The 20,346-nt window shown below is 43.2% G+C and carries 16 protein-coding genes; 9 read left to right on the top strand and 7 right to left on the bottom strand.

Translation table 11 applies throughout. The annotated features are described in order from the left end of the window. Nucleotides 1-35: 35 nt before the first annotated feature. Nucleotides 36-749 carry a tetratricopeptide repeat protein gene (locus JGK07_RS05335; protein ID WP_293202765.1) on the bottom strand — a complete coding sequence of 238 codons (714 nt, stop codon included), beginning with the start codon at nt 747-749 and terminating at the stop codon, nt 36-38. Nucleotides 750-1,366: 617 nt separating this feature from the next. Between JGK07_RS05335 and JGK07_RS05330 the strand changes: the two genes are divergently transcribed. Continuing rightward, the gene (locus tag JGK07_RS05330; protein WP_293176447.1) at nt 1,367-2,086 is read left to right on the top strand and encodes a pentapeptide repeat-containing protein; all 720 of its coding nucleotides are present in this window, start codon (nt 1,367-1,369) and stop codon (nt 2,084-2,086) included. Nucleotides 2,087-2,265: 179 nt separating this feature from the next. Here JGK07_RS05330 and JGK07_RS05325 read toward each other — a convergent pair whose 3' ends face one another. After that, nucleotides 2,266-3,384, bottom strand: coding sequence for a tocopherol cyclase family protein (locus tag JGK07_RS05325; RefSeq protein WP_293176445.1), 1,119 nt, complete (start codon nt 3,382-3,384; stop codon nt 2,266-2,268). A gap of 381 nt (nt 3,385-3,765) precedes the next feature. Here JGK07_RS05325 and JGK07_RS05320 point away from each other — a divergent pair, with 381 nt between their 5' ends. After that, a complete protein-coding gene (locus JGK07_RS05320; RefSeq protein ID WP_293176443.1) occupies nt 3,766-4,347 on the top strand; it encodes an Npun_F5749 family FMN-dependent PPOX-type flavoprotein in 582 nt (193 codons plus the stop codon). Nucleotides 4,348-4,451: 104 nt separating this feature from the next. Here JGK07_RS05320 and JGK07_RS05315 read toward each other — a convergent pair whose 3' ends face one another. The 3 genes from JGK07_RS05315 to JGK07_RS05305 form a co-directional block, all read right to left on the bottom strand. Further along, on the bottom strand, nt 4,452-4,688 hold the full coding sequence (locus JGK07_RS05315) for a hypothetical protein (protein ID WP_293176441.1): 237 nt from the start codon (nt 4,686-4,688) through the stop codon (nt 4,452-4,454). A 3-nt stretch (nt 4,689-4,691) separates the two neighbouring features. Further along, nucleotides 4,692-5,489: a serine O-acetyltransferase gene (cysE, locus tag JGK07_RS05310; RefSeq protein WP_293176439.1), complete on the bottom strand. Its 798-nt coding sequence runs from the start codon at nt 5,487-5,489 to the stop codon at nt 4,692-4,694. 190 nt (nt 5,490-5,679) lie between these two features. Then, nucleotides 5,680-6,162 carry a hypothetical protein gene (locus tag JGK07_RS05305; RefSeq protein ID WP_293176437.1) on the bottom strand — a complete coding sequence of 161 codons (483 nt, stop codon included), beginning with the start codon at nt 6,160-6,162 and terminating at the stop codon, nt 5,680-5,682. 113 nt (nt 6,163-6,275) lie between these two features. Here JGK07_RS05305 and JGK07_RS05300 point away from each other — a divergent pair, with 113 nt between their 5' ends. From JGK07_RS05300 to mrdA, 3 genes are all read left to right on the top strand, one after another. Beyond that, nucleotides 6,276-6,569, top strand: coding sequence for a hypothetical protein (locus tag JGK07_RS05300; RefSeq protein WP_293195851.1), 294 nt, complete (start codon nt 6,276-6,278; stop codon nt 6,567-6,569). Between the two features lie 202 nt (nt 6,570-6,771). Next, entirely contained in the window at nt 6,772-8,265 is a 1,494-nt protein-coding gene (locus JGK07_RS05295) for a transposase (protein ID WP_293290769.1), read from the top strand. Nucleotides 8,266-8,436: 171 nt separating this feature from the next. Further along, nucleotides 8,437-10,266, top strand: coding sequence for a penicillin-binding protein 2 (gene mrdA / locus JGK07_RS05290; RefSeq protein ID WP_293210252.1), 1,830 nt, complete (start codon nt 8,437-8,439; stop codon nt 10,264-10,266). A gap of 423 nt (nt 10,267-10,689) precedes the next feature. Here the strand turns inward: mrdA and JGK07_RS05285 are convergent, their stop codons facing one another. Continuing rightward, nucleotides 10,690-12,426, bottom strand: a complete 1,737-nt coding sequence (locus JGK07_RS05285) for a DUF3352 domain-containing protein (RefSeq protein ID WP_293224017.1) — start codon at nt 12,424-12,426, stop codon at nt 10,690-10,692. A gap of 142 nt (nt 12,427-12,568) precedes the next feature. Next, a complete protein-coding gene (locus JGK07_RS05280; protein ID WP_293176427.1) occupies nt 12,569-13,702 on the bottom strand; it encodes a flagellar assembly protein H in 1,134 nt (377 codons plus the stop codon). A 354-nt stretch (nt 13,703-14,056) separates the two neighbouring features. Here JGK07_RS05280 and JGK07_RS05275 point away from each other — a divergent pair, with 354 nt between their 5' ends. From JGK07_RS05275 to JGK07_RS05260, 4 genes are all read left to right on the top strand, one after another. Further along, the gene (locus tag JGK07_RS05275; protein ID WP_293176425.1) at nt 14,057-14,200 is read left to right on the top strand and encodes a hypothetical protein; all 144 of its coding nucleotides are present in this window, start codon (nt 14,057-14,059) and stop codon (nt 14,198-14,200) included. Between the two features lie 211 nt (nt 14,201-14,411). Next, nucleotides 14,412-16,823, top strand: coding sequence for a dynamin family protein (locus JGK07_RS05270; protein WP_293176423.1), 2,412 nt, complete (start codon nt 14,412-14,414; stop codon nt 16,821-16,823). A gap of 55 nt (nt 16,824-16,878) precedes the next feature. Further along, nucleotides 16,879-17,442 carry a hypothetical protein gene (locus JGK07_RS05265; RefSeq protein ID WP_293176421.1) on the top strand — a complete coding sequence of 188 codons (564 nt, stop codon included), beginning with the start codon at nt 16,879-16,881 and terminating at the stop codon, nt 17,440-17,442. An 11-nt stretch (nt 17,443-17,453) separates the two neighbouring features. Beyond that, complete coding sequence (locus tag JGK07_RS05260; protein WP_293176419.1) at nt 17,454-19,766, top strand: dynamin family protein; 2,313 nt, start codon at nt 17,454-17,456, stop codon at nt 19,764-19,766. The last annotated feature ends 580 nt before the right edge of the window (nt 19,767-20,346 follow it).

Here is a 20,346-nt window from a genome sequence, read left to right as displayed (position 1 = left end):
TACAATCTATTTTTTATGGCTTATGCCAAATTTAATTAATAACATAACTTTCTAAGTTTAGAGACAGCATCTTGATAGCAATCCATTCTCGATTGCTGCTTAAATAGCCCTGCTGCTTTCTGAAAATCCTCAAATGCTCCTTGAACTTCTCTCAATTTATATCTAGTCACTCCTCGGTTGAAGTAAGCTTTGGCAAAATTGCGATCGAGGCGAATTGCTGATTCAAAATCAGCTAGTGCTGCGAGGGAATTTTCCATTTGCAGGTGGATAGTGCCTCGGTTAAAGTAAGCTTGAGCCAAATTGGGGTTGAGCAGCAGTGCTGAGTTGTAATCTGCGATCGCCCCAGCACGATCTTTTAAGCCAGCTAGCATAAACGCCCGATTGTTATAATACTTGGCTCGATAGGGATTGAGTTCGATGGCGGTAGTTAAATCTGCGATCGCAGACTGTTTGTCGCCTAATCTGTAGCGGGCAACACCGCGATCGTTGTAAGCTGGTGCGAATTGCGGATTAATGTTTATTGTGGCGGTGAAATTTTTAATCGCAGCGTGCAAGTCCTTTTGTTCGAGACTTTTTAAACCTGCACTGTAAACCTTCTTGGTGCTAACGTCTAAATTTGCCTCTTGTCGCGCTTGGGCTTGCTCGCCCGAAAATACTTTACCTGAAGTATTGGCGAATCCCAAAAATTCGATCGAATTGAAAATAGTTGTGACAGCTAATTGACTCGGGAGAAAGGGGATAGTACGCATGGGAGGGCGGGTGTTTAACTGTATGCTCTAATTTTCTTGCATCTTTCAGCTACTGACAGTGATATCCGTACTCTCGGGGAGGTGATAAGTTTGAGGAGATTTGGTGATGCTCGGGGATTGATTTGTGTGATGACAGTTGGGTTTAGTTCGTGACGCCAGTCACAACCAAGGATAATTGCGTCTATAAACCGCTAAATTTCGTAGTTTTAAGCGAACTGAACAATTTATTTTTGCTAGCCAGATTCACCAGAGAAAGAGGGAGAGAGGAAGAGGTTGAGAATATTTGACGCTGGAGGAGAATAGTTTATTAAAATATACAATTTAAATGGGCAACAGCTTCTTGCATTGTCGCAATATATGCTATCAGTAAATTCCGATCGCACTTGCGAGCATCTGATACAGGGTTTAGGGAAAAAAAATCTCTAGCACCGACGCATCTGTGAAGCAACCCATTTTCTAGGTAAGAGGATTCACCCGCGACTCGCCGAGTTAAGTTGGGGGCTGGGCTAAGGGCGATCGACATTTCACTGATATTTTTGAGTAATATTGCCGATGAAAGTTGCTTATTCTTTGATATGCTCTGATTACACATCAAGAATCTATTGCAATTAGTGTCAATGAAAATAGTTCTGACGTTAAAAACTTTCTTCGCGACAGTATTCGCGATCGCCCTATTTAGTCTCTACTTAACTCCTCCTGTGATTGCCGCGAATGCCGAGGATCTGAGTCAGCTATTAAAAGATAATTGGTGCGTCAGCTTTCTGTGGAAGCAATGCGATTTGAGCGCTGCCGATTTGCGAGGAGCTAATCTCCAAGAAGCCAACTTGAGCGGTGCCAACCTGAGCGGCGCCAACTTGTCCGGTGCTAATTTAAAAAATGCTGACCTTTCTGACGCAGATCTCACCAGCGCCAATTTAGCAAATGCTGATATTTTGGGCACGGATCTCAGTCGAGCCAATTTGACCGAAGCTAATTTCAACCGCACAAAATTGTGGGATGCTAATCTGACTTTGGCAAATCTGAGTCGCGCCAATTTACAAGATGCTAATTTGTTGGATTCTAGACTTTGGGGAAGCAATCTCACCCAAGCTAATTTAACTGATGCGACCCTGCACGGTGCTGATTTGCAATATGCTAATCTGGCAGACACTAATTTGACAAATGCTGATTTGCACAGCTTCTTTTTCCGAGGTTCCAAACAAGTCACAAATCTGAGCAATGCTAATCTAGAAGGCGCTAATTTAACGGGAGCAAATCTCAGAGGTGCGGTGCTGAATGGAGCGATAATGCCCGACGGCTCTATTAATAATGAAGAAATTGGCTTTAATTTAAAGTAAAGTCTGAATACAGTTGACAGTTGACAGTTGACAGTTGGCAGTTGACAGTTGACAGTTGACAGTTGACAGTTGACAGTTGGCAGTTGGCAGTTGGCAGTTGGCAGTTGTGAGTTCTCAGCAGTCAGTAATTAATAGACATTTAACTAATGACTAATGACTAATGACTAATGACTACTGACTTAATTCGATCGCCAAACTGCATCCCACGGCCCGCCGCCAACTTCCAAACCGGCCAAAGAACTTTGAGCCTCTAAGATAATTTTAGAGCGCTGCTTGCCATTTTTCTCAACATTTCCCCCCAACAATTCTCGCAGTTGCAAGCGCAATTCGCCGTGCGTCGTATCGCGGCAGCAAAAAGCCAGACCCTTGGCTGTAGGAGTTCGCACATAGGTGCCAGAACTTTTTGTACTGCCACTTAACTCAACTTCAAACTGGCTGTTTCTCGCCTGCATTTTCCAGCTTCCCCAAGGTTCAATATTCCAAGTTACTTGGGAATTCCAAGGCACAAATTCGTAGAATTTGCCTCGGTAATGGATGCCAATCATTGCTACCGATTCCATCCACCACAGCACGCCCCGCTTGCCACCCCCAGCAGTTAATGCTAAATCGCTTTCGCCTTGAAAACAATTGCAATTTATCCAAAACCATTTTTGCGGAAAAGCACCGCCCCAGTTTTTTTCGGTGTAAGCGGGAGCGTCTTTAAATTCATAGCGTTCGCCGTTCCAATCGATCCAACCCGTGGCTAAACCGTGAGCCATTAAAATTTGCCATCCAGGCTCAAACACTGGCAAAAAAGATAGCATTCCCGCCGTGGATTTTTGGAGTTCGTCGGAGTTTCCCCAGCCGTAAACAGGTTTGATTTCGTATTGCCAAAAACAGTGATTTCCAGTTCCTGGATCGTGCAGATAACCTTGATTCAAAGTAGCAGTAGCTTGATAGCCTTCTTCGATACGGCTGTCGAATACTTGTGGTTCTAAATATTCTGGTTTAATTTGTAAATCTGTTTTGCCCCAATGTCCTAAACCCAATGTGTCTCGGTGCGCCCAAAACTTATTTACATCGGGGAAGGTGCGGCACAAATAGCTATCTTTGGGGCCGAGAATTTGGGCGGCACCGCCGCTGTAAGGTTGACCGCCTCTGGGGTCTTCTATGGAATACATGAATGCAAAGGATTGTCCGTGAATTGGTAATGTTATTCGGTAGTACCAGCCTTCAAAAAAGCGCCGGGAACTGCCGTCCCAGTGGTAGCCGCTGTGGGGAGTTTCAATAGTTTTGAGTTTTGAGGCTGTATTTGACATAATATTACTAATAGCAAAACAAGAGTCATTGGTCATTGGTCATTGGTCATTGGTCATTGGTCATTGGGCATAGGGCATAGGGCATAGGGCATTAGTCATTAGACCTCTTGCAAAATAATTTTCTGATATAATGGAAAGTTTTGCTTTAGTTGATTAGATATCTCCCAAAAAGCCTGTGAATAACAGGCAGGATGCCTGTTCCACAATTATGGGAGATGTTTAATTCAAAGCCTCTGATTATAACATATATCTTTTTTGCAAGAGGTCTATTAGTCATTGGTCATTAACTAAAAGGAAGAAGCAGGCTTAGTACATTACCGATTACCGATTACTGATTGCCAACTACCGATCGCCAATTACCCATATAATAGGATATTCATTATGTCTTTAGCACTTTGGCGATCGCCCTTAGCGCGATCGCTCCACCGCAACCGCAGTCTTGCCTATGCCCGCTACTTGCAACTAGCAACGGTTCGTCCTGACGGGCGTCCTGCTAACCGCACTGTGGTGTTTCGAGGCTTTTTGGAAAACACCAACCAGTTAAAGTTTATTACAGATATTCGCAGTCAAAAGGCAGAGGAAATTAATCTCTATCCTTGGGGGGAGATTTGCTGGTATTTCCCTAAAACTCGGGAACAATTTCGGATTGCTGGACAACTGATTTTGGCAGGGGCAGATTGTCCAGATGTAGAGTTGTACGCAGCCCGCCGCACAGCTTGGCAGGAGCTTTCTGAGGGGGCGCGGGTGCAGTTTGGTTGGCCCGATCCTGGGAAAGACAAGGCTGAGGCTACTGCTTTTGATTGTGCTTCCCCAGATGCGATCGAGCCGCTGCCTAGTTTTTGCTTGCTGCTGTTGGAACCGGAAACGGTGGATTTTTTGGAGTTGCGGGGGGAACCCCAGAACCGATCGCTTTACGGGCGCGACGGGGATGGCAATTGGTTTGTGCGATCGGTCAATCCCTGAAAAAGAAGTCATTAGTTATTGTATTGGTTATTGGTTATTGGTTATTGGTTATTGGTTATTGGTTATTGGTTATTGGTTATTGGTTATTGGTTATTGGTTATTGGTTATTGGTTATTGGTTCCAATGCCCTGCGCGGGCATTCTTCCCTGTTTGGCCTTCTTCCCAATGCCCTGTTTGCCCAATGCCCAATTCCCAATGCCCAATGCCCAATGCCCAATGCCCAATTCCCAATTCCCAATTCCCAATTCCCAATGCCCAATGCCCAATGCCCAATGCCCAATGCCCAATTCCCAATTCCCAATTCCCAATTCCCAATTCCCAATTCCCAATTCCCAATTCAAATTTTAGATGCCGGTGCCGTCGAAAAATTCTTGAATTGCTTTATCTTTTAACTGACAAGCGGTGGCAACAGCTAATTGGTTTTTTTCAGCTACAGCTACATGACTGGTTTGATTTAAAGTTGAGAATGCTGAATGGAAATCGGAAACAGAAGTTAATGAGGCAGATGGTTGGGGAATCAAACTTTTTAGTTGCTGTTCGAGGGATTCGATACGATCGACTAAAGATCGAATTACCGCAGCTTCGGAATCCGGCAAACTGCCGTGTTCTAGGGGATTGACGCGCACTCCCGATCGATAAACAATGCGGCCGGGAATCCCTACAACGGTACAGTCAGATGGTACGTCTCGCAGGACGACGGAACCGGCGCCGATGCGAACGTTGTTGCCAATTAGCAGGTTGCCGAGTACCTTGGCGCCGGCACCGACAACTACATTTTCACCGACGGTAGGGTGACGTTTGCCACTTTCCTTGCCTGTGCCGCCGAGGGTGACACCTTGGTAAATTAGGGCAAAATCGCCGACGATCGCTGTTTCGCCAATCACAACCCCCATACCGTGGTCGATGAAGACGCTTTTGCCGATCGTTGCCCCTGGGTGAATTTCAATGCCGGTCAAAAAGCGAGCAATGTGGGAAATTAAGCGGGGAATGAAGGGAAGACCCAGTACGTAAAGCCAGTGTGCGAGGCGGTGCAGCACTAGGGCCTGAAGACCTGGGTAACAAAACAAAACTTCCAGCCAGTTGCGAGCGGCTGGGTCGCGATCGAAAATTATACTGAAGTCAGCTCTAAGAGTCTTTAGCACTTTCGGATTTACCAATTTTGGTTAAACACGGCACTTTCGATCTTACATTTTACTTGATGGGGGAAGTTAGTGGCGGAGCGCGAGATTTGGGGAGTCGGAGATTGGGGGAGTGTCCCTGGAGCAGATTGGGGGAGATTGCGATAAAATTTGAAGATATTCGATTGTCCCCACCTCACAGCGCCACTGCACCCTATTCCTGTACTGAGATCGTATAGTTAGACTTGACTCCGGGTTCGAGTGTGCCGACCCAAATTTTGTATGAGCCTGCTTGCCAGTCTGAATCTACAATGCCAGCATCTTTATTCTGACCTGTATCGTCTCCGCAGCGCACGGTGTTACCGGGGCCTTGTACGAGTAAGGTGGTGTCCTTGCCTCCGCTGTTGACTTGGATGGTAAGTTTGTCCAAGTTTTGCTGCAAGACTATGATGTGGTCGGGAGTGGGGGTGGCAAAACCCAAACATTTGTTTTTGTGGCGATCGGCGTTGGCAATGGCAGATAGAGAGTACGATCCGCCTGTGGAACCTCTCAAAGCTGCTGTTGGGGCCCCAAAACCTCGCGATAAAATTAATGTGCCGAAATTGGCTGTTTCTGCTAAAACTGGGTGGGTGGCGATCGCACAAGTCGCAGCCAAGATCGCAGCGTTTTTGAAATGAACTCGCGGATTAAACAACATGGCACTACTCCTCTGTCACAACTTAAAATCACAACTCAGAATTTACCCATCGCAGCCCCAAGAATCCGAACTAGGAGAGGAAGAACATTTTTTTTTAATTAGTTCAAAACCTCTTGGTTTCTCTTCCTTATTTTTATCAGAACAACACCTGTGCGATCGCCCTTCCTCGTGCCACTCCCAGTTCTGCCACACGCGCCACGCTCATACCCGCAATTGTACGGTGTCAAGATGATAAATTTGATACTGCTTGCCTCTGTATTGGGAATTGCTTCCCTATTCGCCGAGGTTTTGCTATTGTTACCTATGAGTCTATCTGGCTGGCTCCATTTCCCGGTTTGGCTCAGCCTGACTTTGATTTTGCTGGCTATTTCTTGGTGCTTGGGCGATTAGTTTGCAGCGATCGGTGACGAGTTATTAGTTATTCAAAAGCCAATTATCAGAAAATTGGGTTGAAAACCCCGTCATTATAGGACGGCTTTAATTCAAATATAGAGCAAGGCTTCAACTTTTAAACCTTTTCAATACAAAGAAGTATGACAAACCCTTCAATCCAATAGATTTTAGTTTAAGCTTAAATCAGGTACACAACAAACAGGAGGTGACTCAATCTTGTTGACCAACTATGTTTACAAACTTCGTCCAAATCAAACCCAAGATTTAAAAATCTCAAACTGGGTGGATATGTTGAGAAGTCACTATAACTGGTGCCTGAACGACAGAATCATTCAATATAACCAACAGTTTGTTCAAGGAGACTACTGCGATATCAGAAATCAGGTTGAAGCTTGTCCGTTAACCTGCTTCGTCAGTAAAAATGGTGCAACCGGCAATCCCTGGAAAGATGGCAAGGTAGATTTTGAAGGTAAACTCAAAAATCCTCGTCGCACTGCTGGTGACATTCAAATCACATCCTTACCGAAGCTCAAAATAGCTAGACCTTGGTATAGTGGCAGTGACTCAACAGTTTTACAACAGAACGTTAAACGTTTAGATACTGCCTACAGAAACTTTTTTGAAGGCAGAGGATTTCCTCAATTCAAAAACCGTAGTAACTTTACCTCTTTTACTTTTGTAATGGGAATAAAGATACAAGGTAACAAAATCTACTTGCCCAAAGTAGGTTGGATGCGGTTTTATAACTCACGCTCAATCTCATATTCGCGGACGTTGTTGGGAAGAGAGCCCTCTTGGTTTCAGTGGTTATATAACCTGTCAGTCATACCTCACCTTTTTGAGAAAGGCTATATCAAAGCTTGTGCTGTCAGGAAGCGCCAAAATGGTTGGTACGTGTCTCTGAGGATCGAAGACAAGTCTGTTCCCGATTACAAGGCTAAATCTCTCCAGGATGTGGTTAAAGTAATTGGATGCGACTTAGGGATTACCAAGCTGGTGCATCTTTCCGATGGATATCAAATTGAAAATCCCAAATTTTCAACTAATAAAAAAGTTAAACGCACCTTAAAAATTAGACAGAGACGAGTTAGTCGCCAAGTCAAAGGCAGTAAAAATCGGAAAAAAACAGCCAAAAAAGTAGGACTATTACATCAAAAAATCAGCAATCGGCGTCAAGCGTATCAATGGAAAGTCGCTCACAAAATAGTGGAGCGAAATATTGATGCAATTGCTTTAGAAGATTTACATATTTCTGGAATGCTACGTCGTTGTCGTGTAAAAATTGAGGAGAAAACGGGAAGATTTCTCAAAAATGGACAATCCAGAAAAAAAGGTTTAAATCGCTCTATTTCCGATGCAGGCTGGGGTGAATTGATTTTAAAGATTGAGTATCTGGCTGCAAAGCAAGGAAAGGTCGTCATTAAAGTCAATCCTAAATACTCTAGCCAAGAATGTCGAAATTGTGGTCATATAGATAAGTCCAACAGAGATGGTGAAAAATTCATCTGTGTAGAATGTGGCTATCATGAACACGCTGATATTGGTGCTGCAAAAACGATTAGAGATCGAGCTTTGAAAATGGTACGCGGGGACTCTGCGAAACCTGGTACTATGTACCTAGACGCCCAAAAGGTATCACCACGCTCAAAAAGCAAATGTGGTGAGTTTGGGAACCCTAGCCATAGGGATATTAAGACCGAAATGTCTTAAGAATCCCCGTGCCTTGACTGCCGGGGAGTGTCAACAATCTTTCCGCTTCGCCCAACGGTCAATTCCCGTTAATGCAGCTTGCACCTATAGAACGGCCCGGGGTGTGATGATGTATACTGCAAAATTGACAATCAGGACTCTAAAATCTAGGATTTAACATCTACCTATAGAATGATGCAACGAGAAATTTCTGCGCTCTCTGAATTTCGCTCGAATGACAAAACTCTGCTGGAAACTCCTAAGAAACAGTCGCGTCCGATACACCGGGCGATCGTGTTAATGCTAGTAGCAACCGGTTTGCTGGGCCTGCACGCTAGCCGGCTGGTGGAATTGCAACTGGTACAAGGCAAGCAAAACCGAGAACGAGCCGAAAACAATCGCGTTCGCCTAGTACCGATGCCGGCGAATCGCGGACACATTGTCGATCGCAAAGGCAAGCTGCTAGCGGCTAACAATTTAGCTCGATCGGTCTATTTGTGGCCGAAAGAACAAACGCCCGAAGAGTGGAAAGTGACAGCACAAAAGTTGAGTCCGCTGCTAAAAATCCCGGCTAAAGAAATATTAGAGAAATTAAAAAAAGTCGATCCTCTATCCTACAGACCGGTGCGAATCAAGCAAGCTATGCCACCAGCATTGTTTGTACCGCTAGCAGAACAGGTGGGACAAATGCGGGGAGTGGAAGTGCGGCCAGAAGCAAGCCGCTACTATCCCGAAGGCAGTTTAGCTGCTCACGTTTTGGGATATATTGGCGAAGCTACCGCAGAAGACTTGAAAGCTCACCCGGAATATCCAATGGGGATGATTGTCGGTCAGATGGGCATAGAAGCAAGTTCTAACAAGGAAATTGCGGGTGTGTGGGGCGATCGGCTGATCGAAGTAAATGCCCAAAATCAAGAATTGCGGCTGATGGGAGAGACACCGCCCAAACCGGGCGAGGCAGTGCAGCTAACCATAGACTTGTCCATGCAAAAAGCAGCCGAAACAGCCCTGGGGAACCGCCGGGGAGCAGTAGTGGCCCTTGATGTGAAAACCGGCGCGGTATTAGTTTTGGCCAGCCACCCGACTTTTGACCCCAATTTGTTTACGCGAAAAATCACTAAGGATGATTGGGCAACTCTTCAACAGGAAGAAAATCCATTTGTGAATCGAACCATGCAAGGCTATCCCCCCGGCAGCACGTTTAAAATTGTGACTTCCGTCGCGGGGATGGAGTCGGGCAAGTTTTCGCCGGACTCAATTATTGGTACTTCGTCTTACATTACTGTGGGGGGAATTGATTTTAACGAACACAGCGGCGGTTACGGAAACATCGGCTTTCGGGATGCCTTGGCTTTCAGCAGCAATACGTTTTTTTATCAAATCGGGATGAGTGCCGGGCCGGACGAAATTGCTAAGTGGGGACACCGCTTGGGCATTGGCAAGGATACGGATTTGAAGCTTTTGGGCCTAGGCGGTGGCGATCACGGTCAAATGCCGACCCCGGCCCAGAAGGAAAAAATCTATAAAGAACCTTGGTATGCTGGTGATACGGTAACAATGTCGATCGGTCAAGGGTTCGTGTTGGTGACTCCTTTGGAGGCGGCGGTGATGGTAGGTTCGATCGCCAATGGTGGTAATCGGGTCAAACCGCATCTTTTGACTTCTCTGACTGGCAAGCCTGAGACAAAACCAGTACCTACGGGGATGAAACCTTCGACAGTTAATGTGATTAAAGAAGGACTCGTGGCAGTAGTTACCGACGGTACGGGACAGGGGCTCAATGACGGTTCAATTCCACTAACAGCGGGCAAAACTGGGACTTCGGAGGTGATCGGACAGAAGGATCACTCGCTGTATGTGGCCTATGGGCCTGCGGACAAGCCGGAAATTGCGATCGCCGTGGTTGTGGAAAATGGCGGTTTTGGTTCTGTTGCCGCGGCCCCCATCGCCAAAGAGGTGTTTCAAGCTTATTTTGGGAAACCTAAAACACCAGTCAACCCAATAGTAGTCAATCCTGAGTAGTCATTAGTCATTAGTCATGTTTTGCGAGCTTAAGAGCTCGCGAACGTTACTCGCGAACGCTATTAGTCATTAGTCATGTTTTGCGAGCTTAAGAGCTCGCGAACGTTATCAGTCATTAGTTATGAGACAGTAAGCCCAAACACAATGTTTGTGCCAATAATTTTTAAACGTGCTATGACTCATGACTGGACTGGGAGCCTCTCACTTTTGGAAAAAGCAATTTCTTTACAGTGCGAGCGTCCCCGCTCGCGAGTGTTGGATAGATCGCGAGCGGGGACAGCACTATAAAATCAAAACTGAGATGCTCCCACTGCACTGCTGATAGATGGTCGAGGTGCGTTTACGTAAAAAACCGGGTTTTTACCACCCCTACGGATGGCATCAAACTGTCCGAATTATTGACAACTGACAACTGACAACTGACTAATTCAGCCGCATAAATACTGTAGCTTTCCGAATTCCTGCGACTTCTCCCGTACTGGTGACAGTGAGCGATCGCAAGTGGTCAAAAAGTGGTCTTGCAGAAAGTTCAATTAACCTCAACAACGGGATTTGTTTTTCCCAAATTGCTCTGCTAGAGGGCCAGTCTAAATAAAAATAGCCGTCGTTAGCTGGCGGTAGCGGTTCGATGCTGGTTTGAAAATCTTGATTTGCCACCAAAGAGCCTGTTTCGGCTGCTTTGAGTGCTGCGTCCATTGCTTCTACGGAAGTCGTGAAAATTTCGTATTTGCCGACAGTGGCTCGAACTCCTTTTGCCTCGGTTTCGATCGCACTTTTGCTCTTATTTTTTACATCGTAACTCTGGCTCGTTGTCAACTGCGTCCAAGCGGTAATTTTCTGGTTTCTGAGAGTAAAGTTGCCGATACTGTATTCTTTGCTGCGGGCAATTTCATCGAGTTTGTCGATCGCCTTTTGAGCATCAGCAGATTTCTCGGCCGCAAAAATCCAGTCGGGAGTGTTTGACGAACTCGGAACCACGGCTAAAGCGTATTCTCCTTGTACCCAGTTAAATATATCTTGGGGCAAATTGACGCCCGAATTTTGCTGAATATCTGCGATCGCGCGATCGACTAATTTTGAAGCCTCTGCGTTAGTTGACACCGCCGATGACAAATCAGTCCAAAAATTCCTTAAATCGGTGCTGGCGACCGTGAAAGGACTGGCTGAGGGTATGTACTGCAAGGCTTGCACTGGTGCGGAGAGTGTGGGAATTGCTGTTTTGTCTCCCGATGTCACCAAAGCAGTTTGGGCCAGCAATCCCCGTCGGTTGACTCCGATAGCAACTGCGAGGGAATTGGGGGAAACTTGGGGATTTTTCTCGGTTGCTGGCTGCGGGAGATTGACAAATCCTAAAGCTATTCTGCCTTGAGTTAGCTGCTGCAAAGCTTTTTGATAGTTAGGACTGTTGTTGAGATTCCGGTTTGCTGATTCTACGTTATCAATTGCATCTCGCAGCACGTTCGGACTGTTGGCAAATAAAACAAAACTACTGTTACTTCCTGAATCAGAACTACCGCCGATTGCTGCTGTTGCAAAGCTGGGAGGCAAAGTTGAATTTGGTAGAGAAAGCGAGTTGAAAGACCAAATCGAATCTTTTTTAGGGTTAGTTATTGGTGACTCTTTATAATAAATTTTGACACCTTTGTATACTTCCGACTGCACAGTTTTCTCCTTACGAGATTCTTTTTGCCAGTAGGAAGTGAGAAATTCTTGACTGCGATCGGCATTTTGGGAGGAAACGGCTAGCAAAAACCCGGTTTGTTTGCCGTTGTTGAGTTCGCGATCGTCGAAATCTGGCGTGGTGGTGGCGAAAGTAATTTCGTCACCTATCCAAGGTTGGATATCGCGACTGTAATCCAGGCCAGTATTAACGAGGAAGCTTTTTTTTATTTGCTCGAATTCAGCGTGCGATCGGCTTCTTTCTTCAGGAGAGGCAAAGATTTGTCGCAATGCTTCGAGGCGATCGGGATTTACCAGCATTGAAACTAACACAGGTGATTGTTTCGAGACAAACACAGCCGCAGCCGGAGTAGTTGTCGGCCCACCGGCGAGCAGATTGAGGGGAGTTTTGGTTGACAGCCAGTAAAAACCGCCTGCACTCAAGGCTAAGAGAGCCAAAACGCCAGCAATGAGGAAAGAAAAGAACGATCGCAGCTTCATACAACAAGGACTAATGACCACAGTCTACTATTAACTACAGTAGCGCATGACCGTAGCTATTGACATCTGCAAAATATAGAGGCGGTGTCTGTGAGAAACCGCCCCAATATTGACAGGCTATTACCCGTCAGTTTATTTTTTTCTAAGTCAATGATTGTGCCAATCTAGCCATCAGTTCTTCAATCGATAATTGAGGCAAGTCTGCCAACAGCGATGATAAATTGTCTGGGGATAAAGCCAGCAGATAGGGGATGAGATTTACCGGGATTTCTTCTAATTGTCCCGATTGAATGAAGGTTTTTTCCATAACTGTTTGTGCCAACAAAATTTGCACATTTTGGTGTTCATTTTCTCCCGCAGGCAGAGTAGACAATTGCACTAACAGCAAGGTGAACTCGGCAACAGGCAAAGCCGAAATCGGTAGAATTAATGCGACAGTTCGTGGGTCTAACTCCCCATATCTAACTTGCAAAAAACTCTCCAAAATCATCCGCTGTCCTTCTTCCCGGCCTTGTTGGAGGCCTTGTTGGAGGCCTTGTTGGAGGCCTTGTTGTTGTGCAGCTTCTAAATGTTGTTGAAAAAGAGGTGCAATCGCCATAACTAACTCCTGATCTTCATCATCCCCTGCGGGAATAGGTGGTGTATTCGCTTGCAAATTTGCCTGCAAGATGTACAATAATTCTAGCGCGTTAGTTCGGAGTGGATTATCGACAGGCAACGCACTTAGTTCTGCGATCGCCTGTTCCTGTACCCGCCCGCGGCCCAACATCCGCAACCACATAGTCTCGGGGCTTCTCGGTAGCTGGTGAATCGCGATTAGTCCGACTCTCCAAACCTGAGTTAAAAAATAAACTCCTTTCGCCCAGCCCTCCGACTCTTCGGGAACCCGAAAACCAAAACTGTCCAGTAAAAGTTCCGAAGCAGTGGGAGTTAAAATCCACAACCTCGGCAATTGTCTTTCTTCTAAACGCTGGTCTTCTCGATTAGTCTGCCGCCCCAGTTTCGCCCTACTATTTAATAGTTTTACCACACAACTGAAGATTCCCTCAGTATTAACCGGATTGCGAAACGGCTCAATCACAGCTACAGTAGCAGCCATCTTACCCAATAAACCCAAACTCTGAACATATTCGCCCTCAAAAGAAGTGGGTTGAAACCAGACATCAATTTCTCTGACTTCAGCGGTGACATCTTTGCTGGTTTCTACTTCTCCCAGAGGCGACAATAACTCTTGAAGGTATTCTTTAGCAAACTGATCGTGGGGAAACTTAGTCATAAAGTCAATGTTTTGCACTCCCTGCTATTTTACACAAACAAATAGTCATTAATACAAACCCAACTCAAATATTAACAATATCAACGTCCTCTGAACAAAGAGTTTTACTGCCAAATATCAGTTATAAATTATATGAATATTTGCTCGCGTAACTGGGAAACCAACGTTCGACAAGAATTGCTTATCATCAAGGTCAATTAGAAATTATGGTGCCGCTACCGGAACATGAAAATCGCAACAGACCGATCGATCGCACTCAAACAGCAGGCGCAACCGCAGCAGTGCGAGAATTCCGGGAATGGGTGAGGAATAGGTAATTGTGAGTCTACCAACTCTTAACGTGCGAGATCCCTCGTGCACGCAAACGACAATCACAGAGCTCGCACAAAACTGGTGTTTGACTGTGCGGGCGATCGACTTTTGGGGAATATGGGTATAATTTATTACAATAGAGAGCGCTCGTTCGGCGAGCGGGCGATCGTTTCATACCTGCATTAAGCAACGCCCGCCGATCATCTGATTGAAGACCTGCAACAATCTCAAGAGCCTGTGTGTAAAATTCTTTAAAGAAAGTGCGATCGTATCTTTACAAGTATAGTATAATACCCTAGAGTCATAATTAAACAGTGCGGCTGTCAGCCCTCTATCAGTTGCGACTCAAATATGTTAAATAGGATACATATTCACTCTCAACACCAGTATTTAACACATGAGTAAACAATTATACAAAGTTTTTGACGAAGTAGAATTCCAAGCTCAACTGCTTGCTAAATACTGGAATAATTTTTCTACAGAAATCTCCGAACATTTACCAGATACATATCAGCCTGAAATACAAGAACTTTCTAGTAAATTAGACGAGGCTTTAAGTAATCTGGTTGATGAACTCCGTAATCCAACTCTGACTCTGGCGACCACAGGAACCACCAGTAGTGGGAAAAGCACTTTGGTAAATTTGTTATGTGGAGCCGAAATTGTCCCCGTAGCCGTAAGTGAAATGAGCGCAGGGGCAGTCACTATCGAATATAGCAAGGAAAAGTCTCTAATAATCCATGAAACACCAGGAGCATTGTGGGAGTGTGGAGAATGGAGAGGTATCAGAGAGGAGAAAATTTATCAGCGCTTATATGAAGCAATGATAAGTTATATTGAAAATAGAGAAAAACAACCGAATTTAGCTTGTCCACAATCGACAATCTTTTACCCTTTCCGGCTTGTCAAAGAGTCAAAACTAGAACTGCCACAAGGAACTAGGGTAAAAATTCTTGATTTACCTGGTTTAGCCTATGTGGGCGATCAAGGTAACGCAAATGTGATTCAACAGTGCCGAGAGGCATTGTGCATAGTAACATACAATAGTGCAGAAACCGATGCACAGAAAGTAAAAAGCTTGTTGCAAGAAGTTGTACAGCAGGTCAAAGATTTAGGTGGTTCTCCGGCGCGTATGCTTTTTACTCTTAATCGTATTGATGTTTTTCGCTCCGATAGAAATTGGCCTGAAACAGAAAATCGCTTTTTTGAAAATGCTATCCGCAGTATTAAAGGTGAATTGACTGAACAATTAAAAGAATATACAGAAGAGATTGAGAAGTTGCAGGTTGTAAAACTTAGTACATGGCCGGCTTTACTGGCTCTTCAGATCCAAAATTATGATGAAATATTTAGTGCTGAGGCGTGTAAAAAAGCGGACAACAATTTTAATGGATTAATTGATGAAGATATATTAGAAGACTTGCCACGTAACGTACAAAAATGGTCTAGACACGACCGAAACCGAGTTGCTGAAGCATTATGGAAAAAATCTTATGCAGAAGAGTTTCAGCAACACTTAAGAGAACATATTACTGAACACTTCCCACAGCTAGTAATTCCACAAATTATAGAACGTTTTAATCTGGCTGCTGGAAATGCAGTAACGGAATGGGCTGTACAAACAACAACAGCTATTCTTAACAGTTCAGAAGCAGGTTATCAAGAGGAATGTGAAAAAATATCAAAAATTAGGGCAGAGCTTGAAGGCTTCTTAGAAACTAGCGATACAAACTTAAAACAGCCGTTTGAAAGACTAGATACAAAAGTCAAACAGGTTCTTGCAAAACAGTCACAAGATGACGTTGTGAATTATATAAGAACCGTAATTAGGGAACTCCAACAGGAAGAGCCATACAAGAAATTAGGAGAAAAATTATTTCCACTTTATTCATGGGAGAAGGAATTTCAAAAAGGAATTACTCAAGTCTTAGAAGCAGTGGCAAAGTCTTTAGAAACTGGAAGGGTAGAGTTAGACAGTCCGAATTTAAAAAGAGCAAATGTTTTAAATGTCAATTTACTAGCAAGAAACTTGAACCGTTTAGTTGACTTAGGCTACAAAGCTTCCGTTGCTAAAGAAGGAAAAACAATGGAAGCAAGAACAGAGGCAGATAAAAACAAACTCAAACAACTCAATGAGGAACTTAATGAACTAGCTATCCATCTCAACATTGTTATACAGGATGTATTAAAACAGATTTCTACTCAAGAATTAAATAGAATTCATCAGGCTGTGTCCGAATTGTTTCGTTGCCACTTGTCTTATTTTGAAAATGGAGCAAATTCTCGTGCACCTGACATAGCGATTAAATTTCCTGAATCAGAACTGATTAAAGTCGAGAGTAATTTAAAATTTAATTTTCGGTTTAAAGCAGGATTTGCTATTACACAAGGGACTTGGGAAGAAGCAGTACAGGTTCCAAAACAAAAACGAACTTGGTATACATTGTGGATAGGTAAAAAAACCATTTATGAAACTGAGTATCAACCACGTTCTAGTGATAATGCTGAACTACCCAGCACAGAAAAATTACTGGAAGGTTGGATAGAGCAGGCGAAAGGGCAAGAGTCAGAAAGAGTAAATCAAGTTGCACGCTGGTTACTAGAACAAATTGACTGTCTAAAAAAAAATGTAGACAAAATTCAGAGTGATATTATTGACCGTTATCAGGAAAGACTCGATAAAGCAAACCAAGAAATTACTCTAGATTATGAAAAGCAAAGAAACATTTGGCAACCTATGAAACAAAAAGCTCAAAACCTAGCAGAAGAATTTTCGAGCTTCGACATAATCTTAAAACAGGAGTGTTAAATTCAAATGAGTATTAAGGAACGCAAATCAAATTTGCTATTGGAGCGATAAAGAAATGGATTTTGAAAAAATTAGGGATACTGCTAAAGTTATCCAGGATGTTGTTGGTACAGCTATCCAGGATTTTGTTGCTGCTACAGCTACCAAATTTGTGGAGAGGCCAAATTCTCAAGAACCAAAGAGGAAGCAAATACAAGGAGAATCATCAAATAATAGACCATCTCTACCTCCTTCTCCAAAAAAGTCTTCCGTGTCTGTAGCTTTGTGTCTTATTGTTCCAGCATCGGTGGTGGGAAATATCAGAGAAAATCATACAATTAATGTCTCTGATATAGAAACACTAATAGAAAATGCTTCATATTTTCTATGTACAAGTCCTGAAGATGCGAATATCATACAGCAGCGTCTAAAATTAACTGAGGAAGATATTACAGATGTAAGTGAACAAAGAGAATTTTACTTCAGGATTGACATTGCTGATGGGCCAGAAATGATTGGGAAAAAAGTTCAATATATTTTAAAAAGAAATCTTCCCCCAAATGGACAGGGTACTGTTAAAGAATTAGCTTGTCTGGAATATCTATCTGTATCTGGTTTAGAAAAATTTAACCGCGTGTAAGGAATATATCAATGGACTGGAAAACAGCTTCTTCTTACTATGAGACTCGTCTCACTGACGCTTTAAACATCCAAAGACACGCGGTAAATTTAGCCAACTTACCCCAAGCCGAAGTTCCGGCTCGATTAAAAGAGGTACTTTTACAAGAAGCAGAACCAACTCGTCGCCAACTTGAAAGACTGAGAAAGCGTGAGTTTCGCATCGCTGTTGTTGGGCTAGAAAAAGCCGGAAAAAGCACATTTATTAATGCTTGGCTAGAATGCGATTTACTTCCAGCGAAGGGAGGAAGATGTACATTTACAACCACCCAAATTTATTCAGTTGAAAATGAGTCCGAACAAAGGCTGGAAGTACAAGCGAGAACTGATGAAGAGTTTCTAAATTTACTAAAAGAGCTTGAGAAAGTAGGGGCGAACGAAGACCTAAATACCATAAGAGCAAACGAAATAACTTTACAACAGGTAAGAAGAGAAGGTAATGTGACTTTCTCATTTACTAGACTAGAAGATATTAGAGAACCGCTAAAAAAATATGTAGCAGATGAAAAGTATGCTCACGCTGTTTTAGAAGCTCGACTTTATACTAACAAACTTGCTCAAGCTGAAGGGATTGTTTTTTATGATGTTCCGGGTTTAGATTCAGGTTTAGCAAAGCACGTTGATGAAGCACAAGAAATGCTCTCTGACTGTGATGCTGTAATATTGGTACAACGGTTTACTAGCCTCCGAGAAAAGGAACTAGAAATAATAAAATTCACAGAACTTGGCGATAAAAACGTCACCGTTGCTGATAAGCTGTTTGTTTTTTTAAGTCGGATTGATTCATTAGGTAGTGCAGAGGCGCTTAAAACACATATTGAAGAAGCTTCCCAAGATTGGTTAAGGCGTGCAAACCTTCCACCTGAACGCATTGTATATGGTTCAGCGGGAGCCTATTTAATTTTGAATGGTTTAGCAGGAGAACAGACTAAGTTAGAGATTGGGGACGCAAGTAATATTCAAGCTCAGTTGAAGAGATTAACAGGAATTGCCGATGGAAAAATTATCACTAAAGATGGCACGGGCATTCCAGAAATTAAAGACAAAATTTTTAACTATATCAACACTGAGCGTGTATCTATTTTAAAGAAAAGATGCGAAGCGTCTATCAATAAAATTATTAGCAATTCTGAAGAAATTTATATTACAGTCAGTAAAAAGTATCCTGAAAATCCTGAAGAAGCAAAGCTATTTGAAGAAAATAATCGGCGAGTTTTATTTACAGAATGGTGGAATCAAAAATGGGAAATAATTAAAGCTGACTTACAAAAATACTATGAATATTCTGTTGTCAACAAACCCTTAGAGAGTTCAACTGCTAAGTCATTTACTCAAATAGAAAAATTTAGAGAGCGATATTTACAAATCGTCGAGACTGAAATGAAGAAACTTAGGGAGGAAACATTTAACAAGAAAGATACGATTTTTCTGGCTAACTCAAATCCAGAGTTTGATCGCATGAAAGCCAATTTTGCTTGGCGTGATAGTTTGTATGGTGATATTAGTAAGCTTCTATCTTCAATTGCTCATCAACTTGCTTTAGAACTTAAGGATGAAGCATTAAAATTAGTTGAATACATGACAAGTTTATTATGGGAAAGTAACCAAGTAAAATCCAGGCTTATTGAAAATTCAGAGGAGTATTTTTTAGCAAAACTAGAGAATAGCTTAAGCGTATTATTTTTACGTTTTGCCCGTCCAGTTTCGGAAGCGCTGATTCGTGGCCCAGTTAATAGTGATACTCGAAATAAAATCATCAAAAGTTTAGGAGTAGATATTGAAATTGTTGATAACTACTATAGTGGCGAAGAAGCTGCCTTTAAAGTTCTGAAAAAATATGTAAAATATGGCTCGGATTTACTATTTAATCCTGACCTTCGGCAACAAGTCTTGGGAGTGCCAGGAGTAGCAAGACAAATTGCTGGGGTAGCAACGCAGATAGTAGTAGATGTTTCTAAAGACCTCATATCTTCACAAGAATCTGTAGTTTTTGAGGTAGAGAATGATATTAATGCGTTTGAAGAATACCTACGCTATGCAATCTTCGGTGCGTCTGGTTTCGAGTCATACTGTATTCAAGAACTGAAGGGTTTAGTTGATAGTTTTAGAGACAAAGAAGGTACTTGGACTGGGGTTGCTCTTAATGAATGGTTGCAGGGAAATTCAATTCTGTTTGCTGAAATACCTGATAACTTGAAGTCAGAAGAATCGAATTTAGAAGTTAGCGAACGATTAAGGCAATTATCTATTGCTTTAAAAAGAAGTCGTTTGCCGGAGGTACTGTGAGTGACTGAAAATACAGGAAAATAGACCTTTTGCAAAAGTCCTTTTAATCAAATTTTAGGACGGGCTCTCCGGCCCATTCCACAAGAAAAGATGATTTTTGTGGGATGGGCCGGAGATCCCGTCTTAGCTATTTTTGCAAGAGGTCTAATTTAACATAAGTCTGTGGGTACGATCGCCCAAAACATCTTCCACCATCATCAATCAGCTTCTAATCCGCCGAAAAAATACCCGCCTCGATCGCACGCTTAACGTCCTCCCAGTAGCGGCGGACGTGCTTTCATACCGCCCTAAAACCCAGAAATCTGAGGGGGGAGTGCGTTTGAGGTGTTTGTTGGCTTTGATGGGTCGATCGCCCTAACCTCAAAAAACCGCCAAAACTTAGAACTGTCACAAAACTTGAAAAGCTTAAACCTAGTACGATCGCCCTAACGAGCAAAAATAAGTAAAAATTTTATGAATCTGGTTATACTCCAGAACTGGCATAATGGATTTAGGCGTTGCGACATATGGCGATGATTTCTCAGATTCTGTCGATGTTGCGATGTTTCATACCTAAGGTTACTACAGTTATTTTAGCGAT

This window comes from Microcoleus sp. PH2017_24_DOB_U_A (genome assembly GCF_020738205.1).
Taxonomy (GTDB): Bacteria; Cyanobacteriota; Cyanobacteriia; order Cyanobacteriales; family Microcoleaceae; genus Microcoleus.
This window is presented reverse-complemented; position numbering and strand designations above follow the sequence as displayed.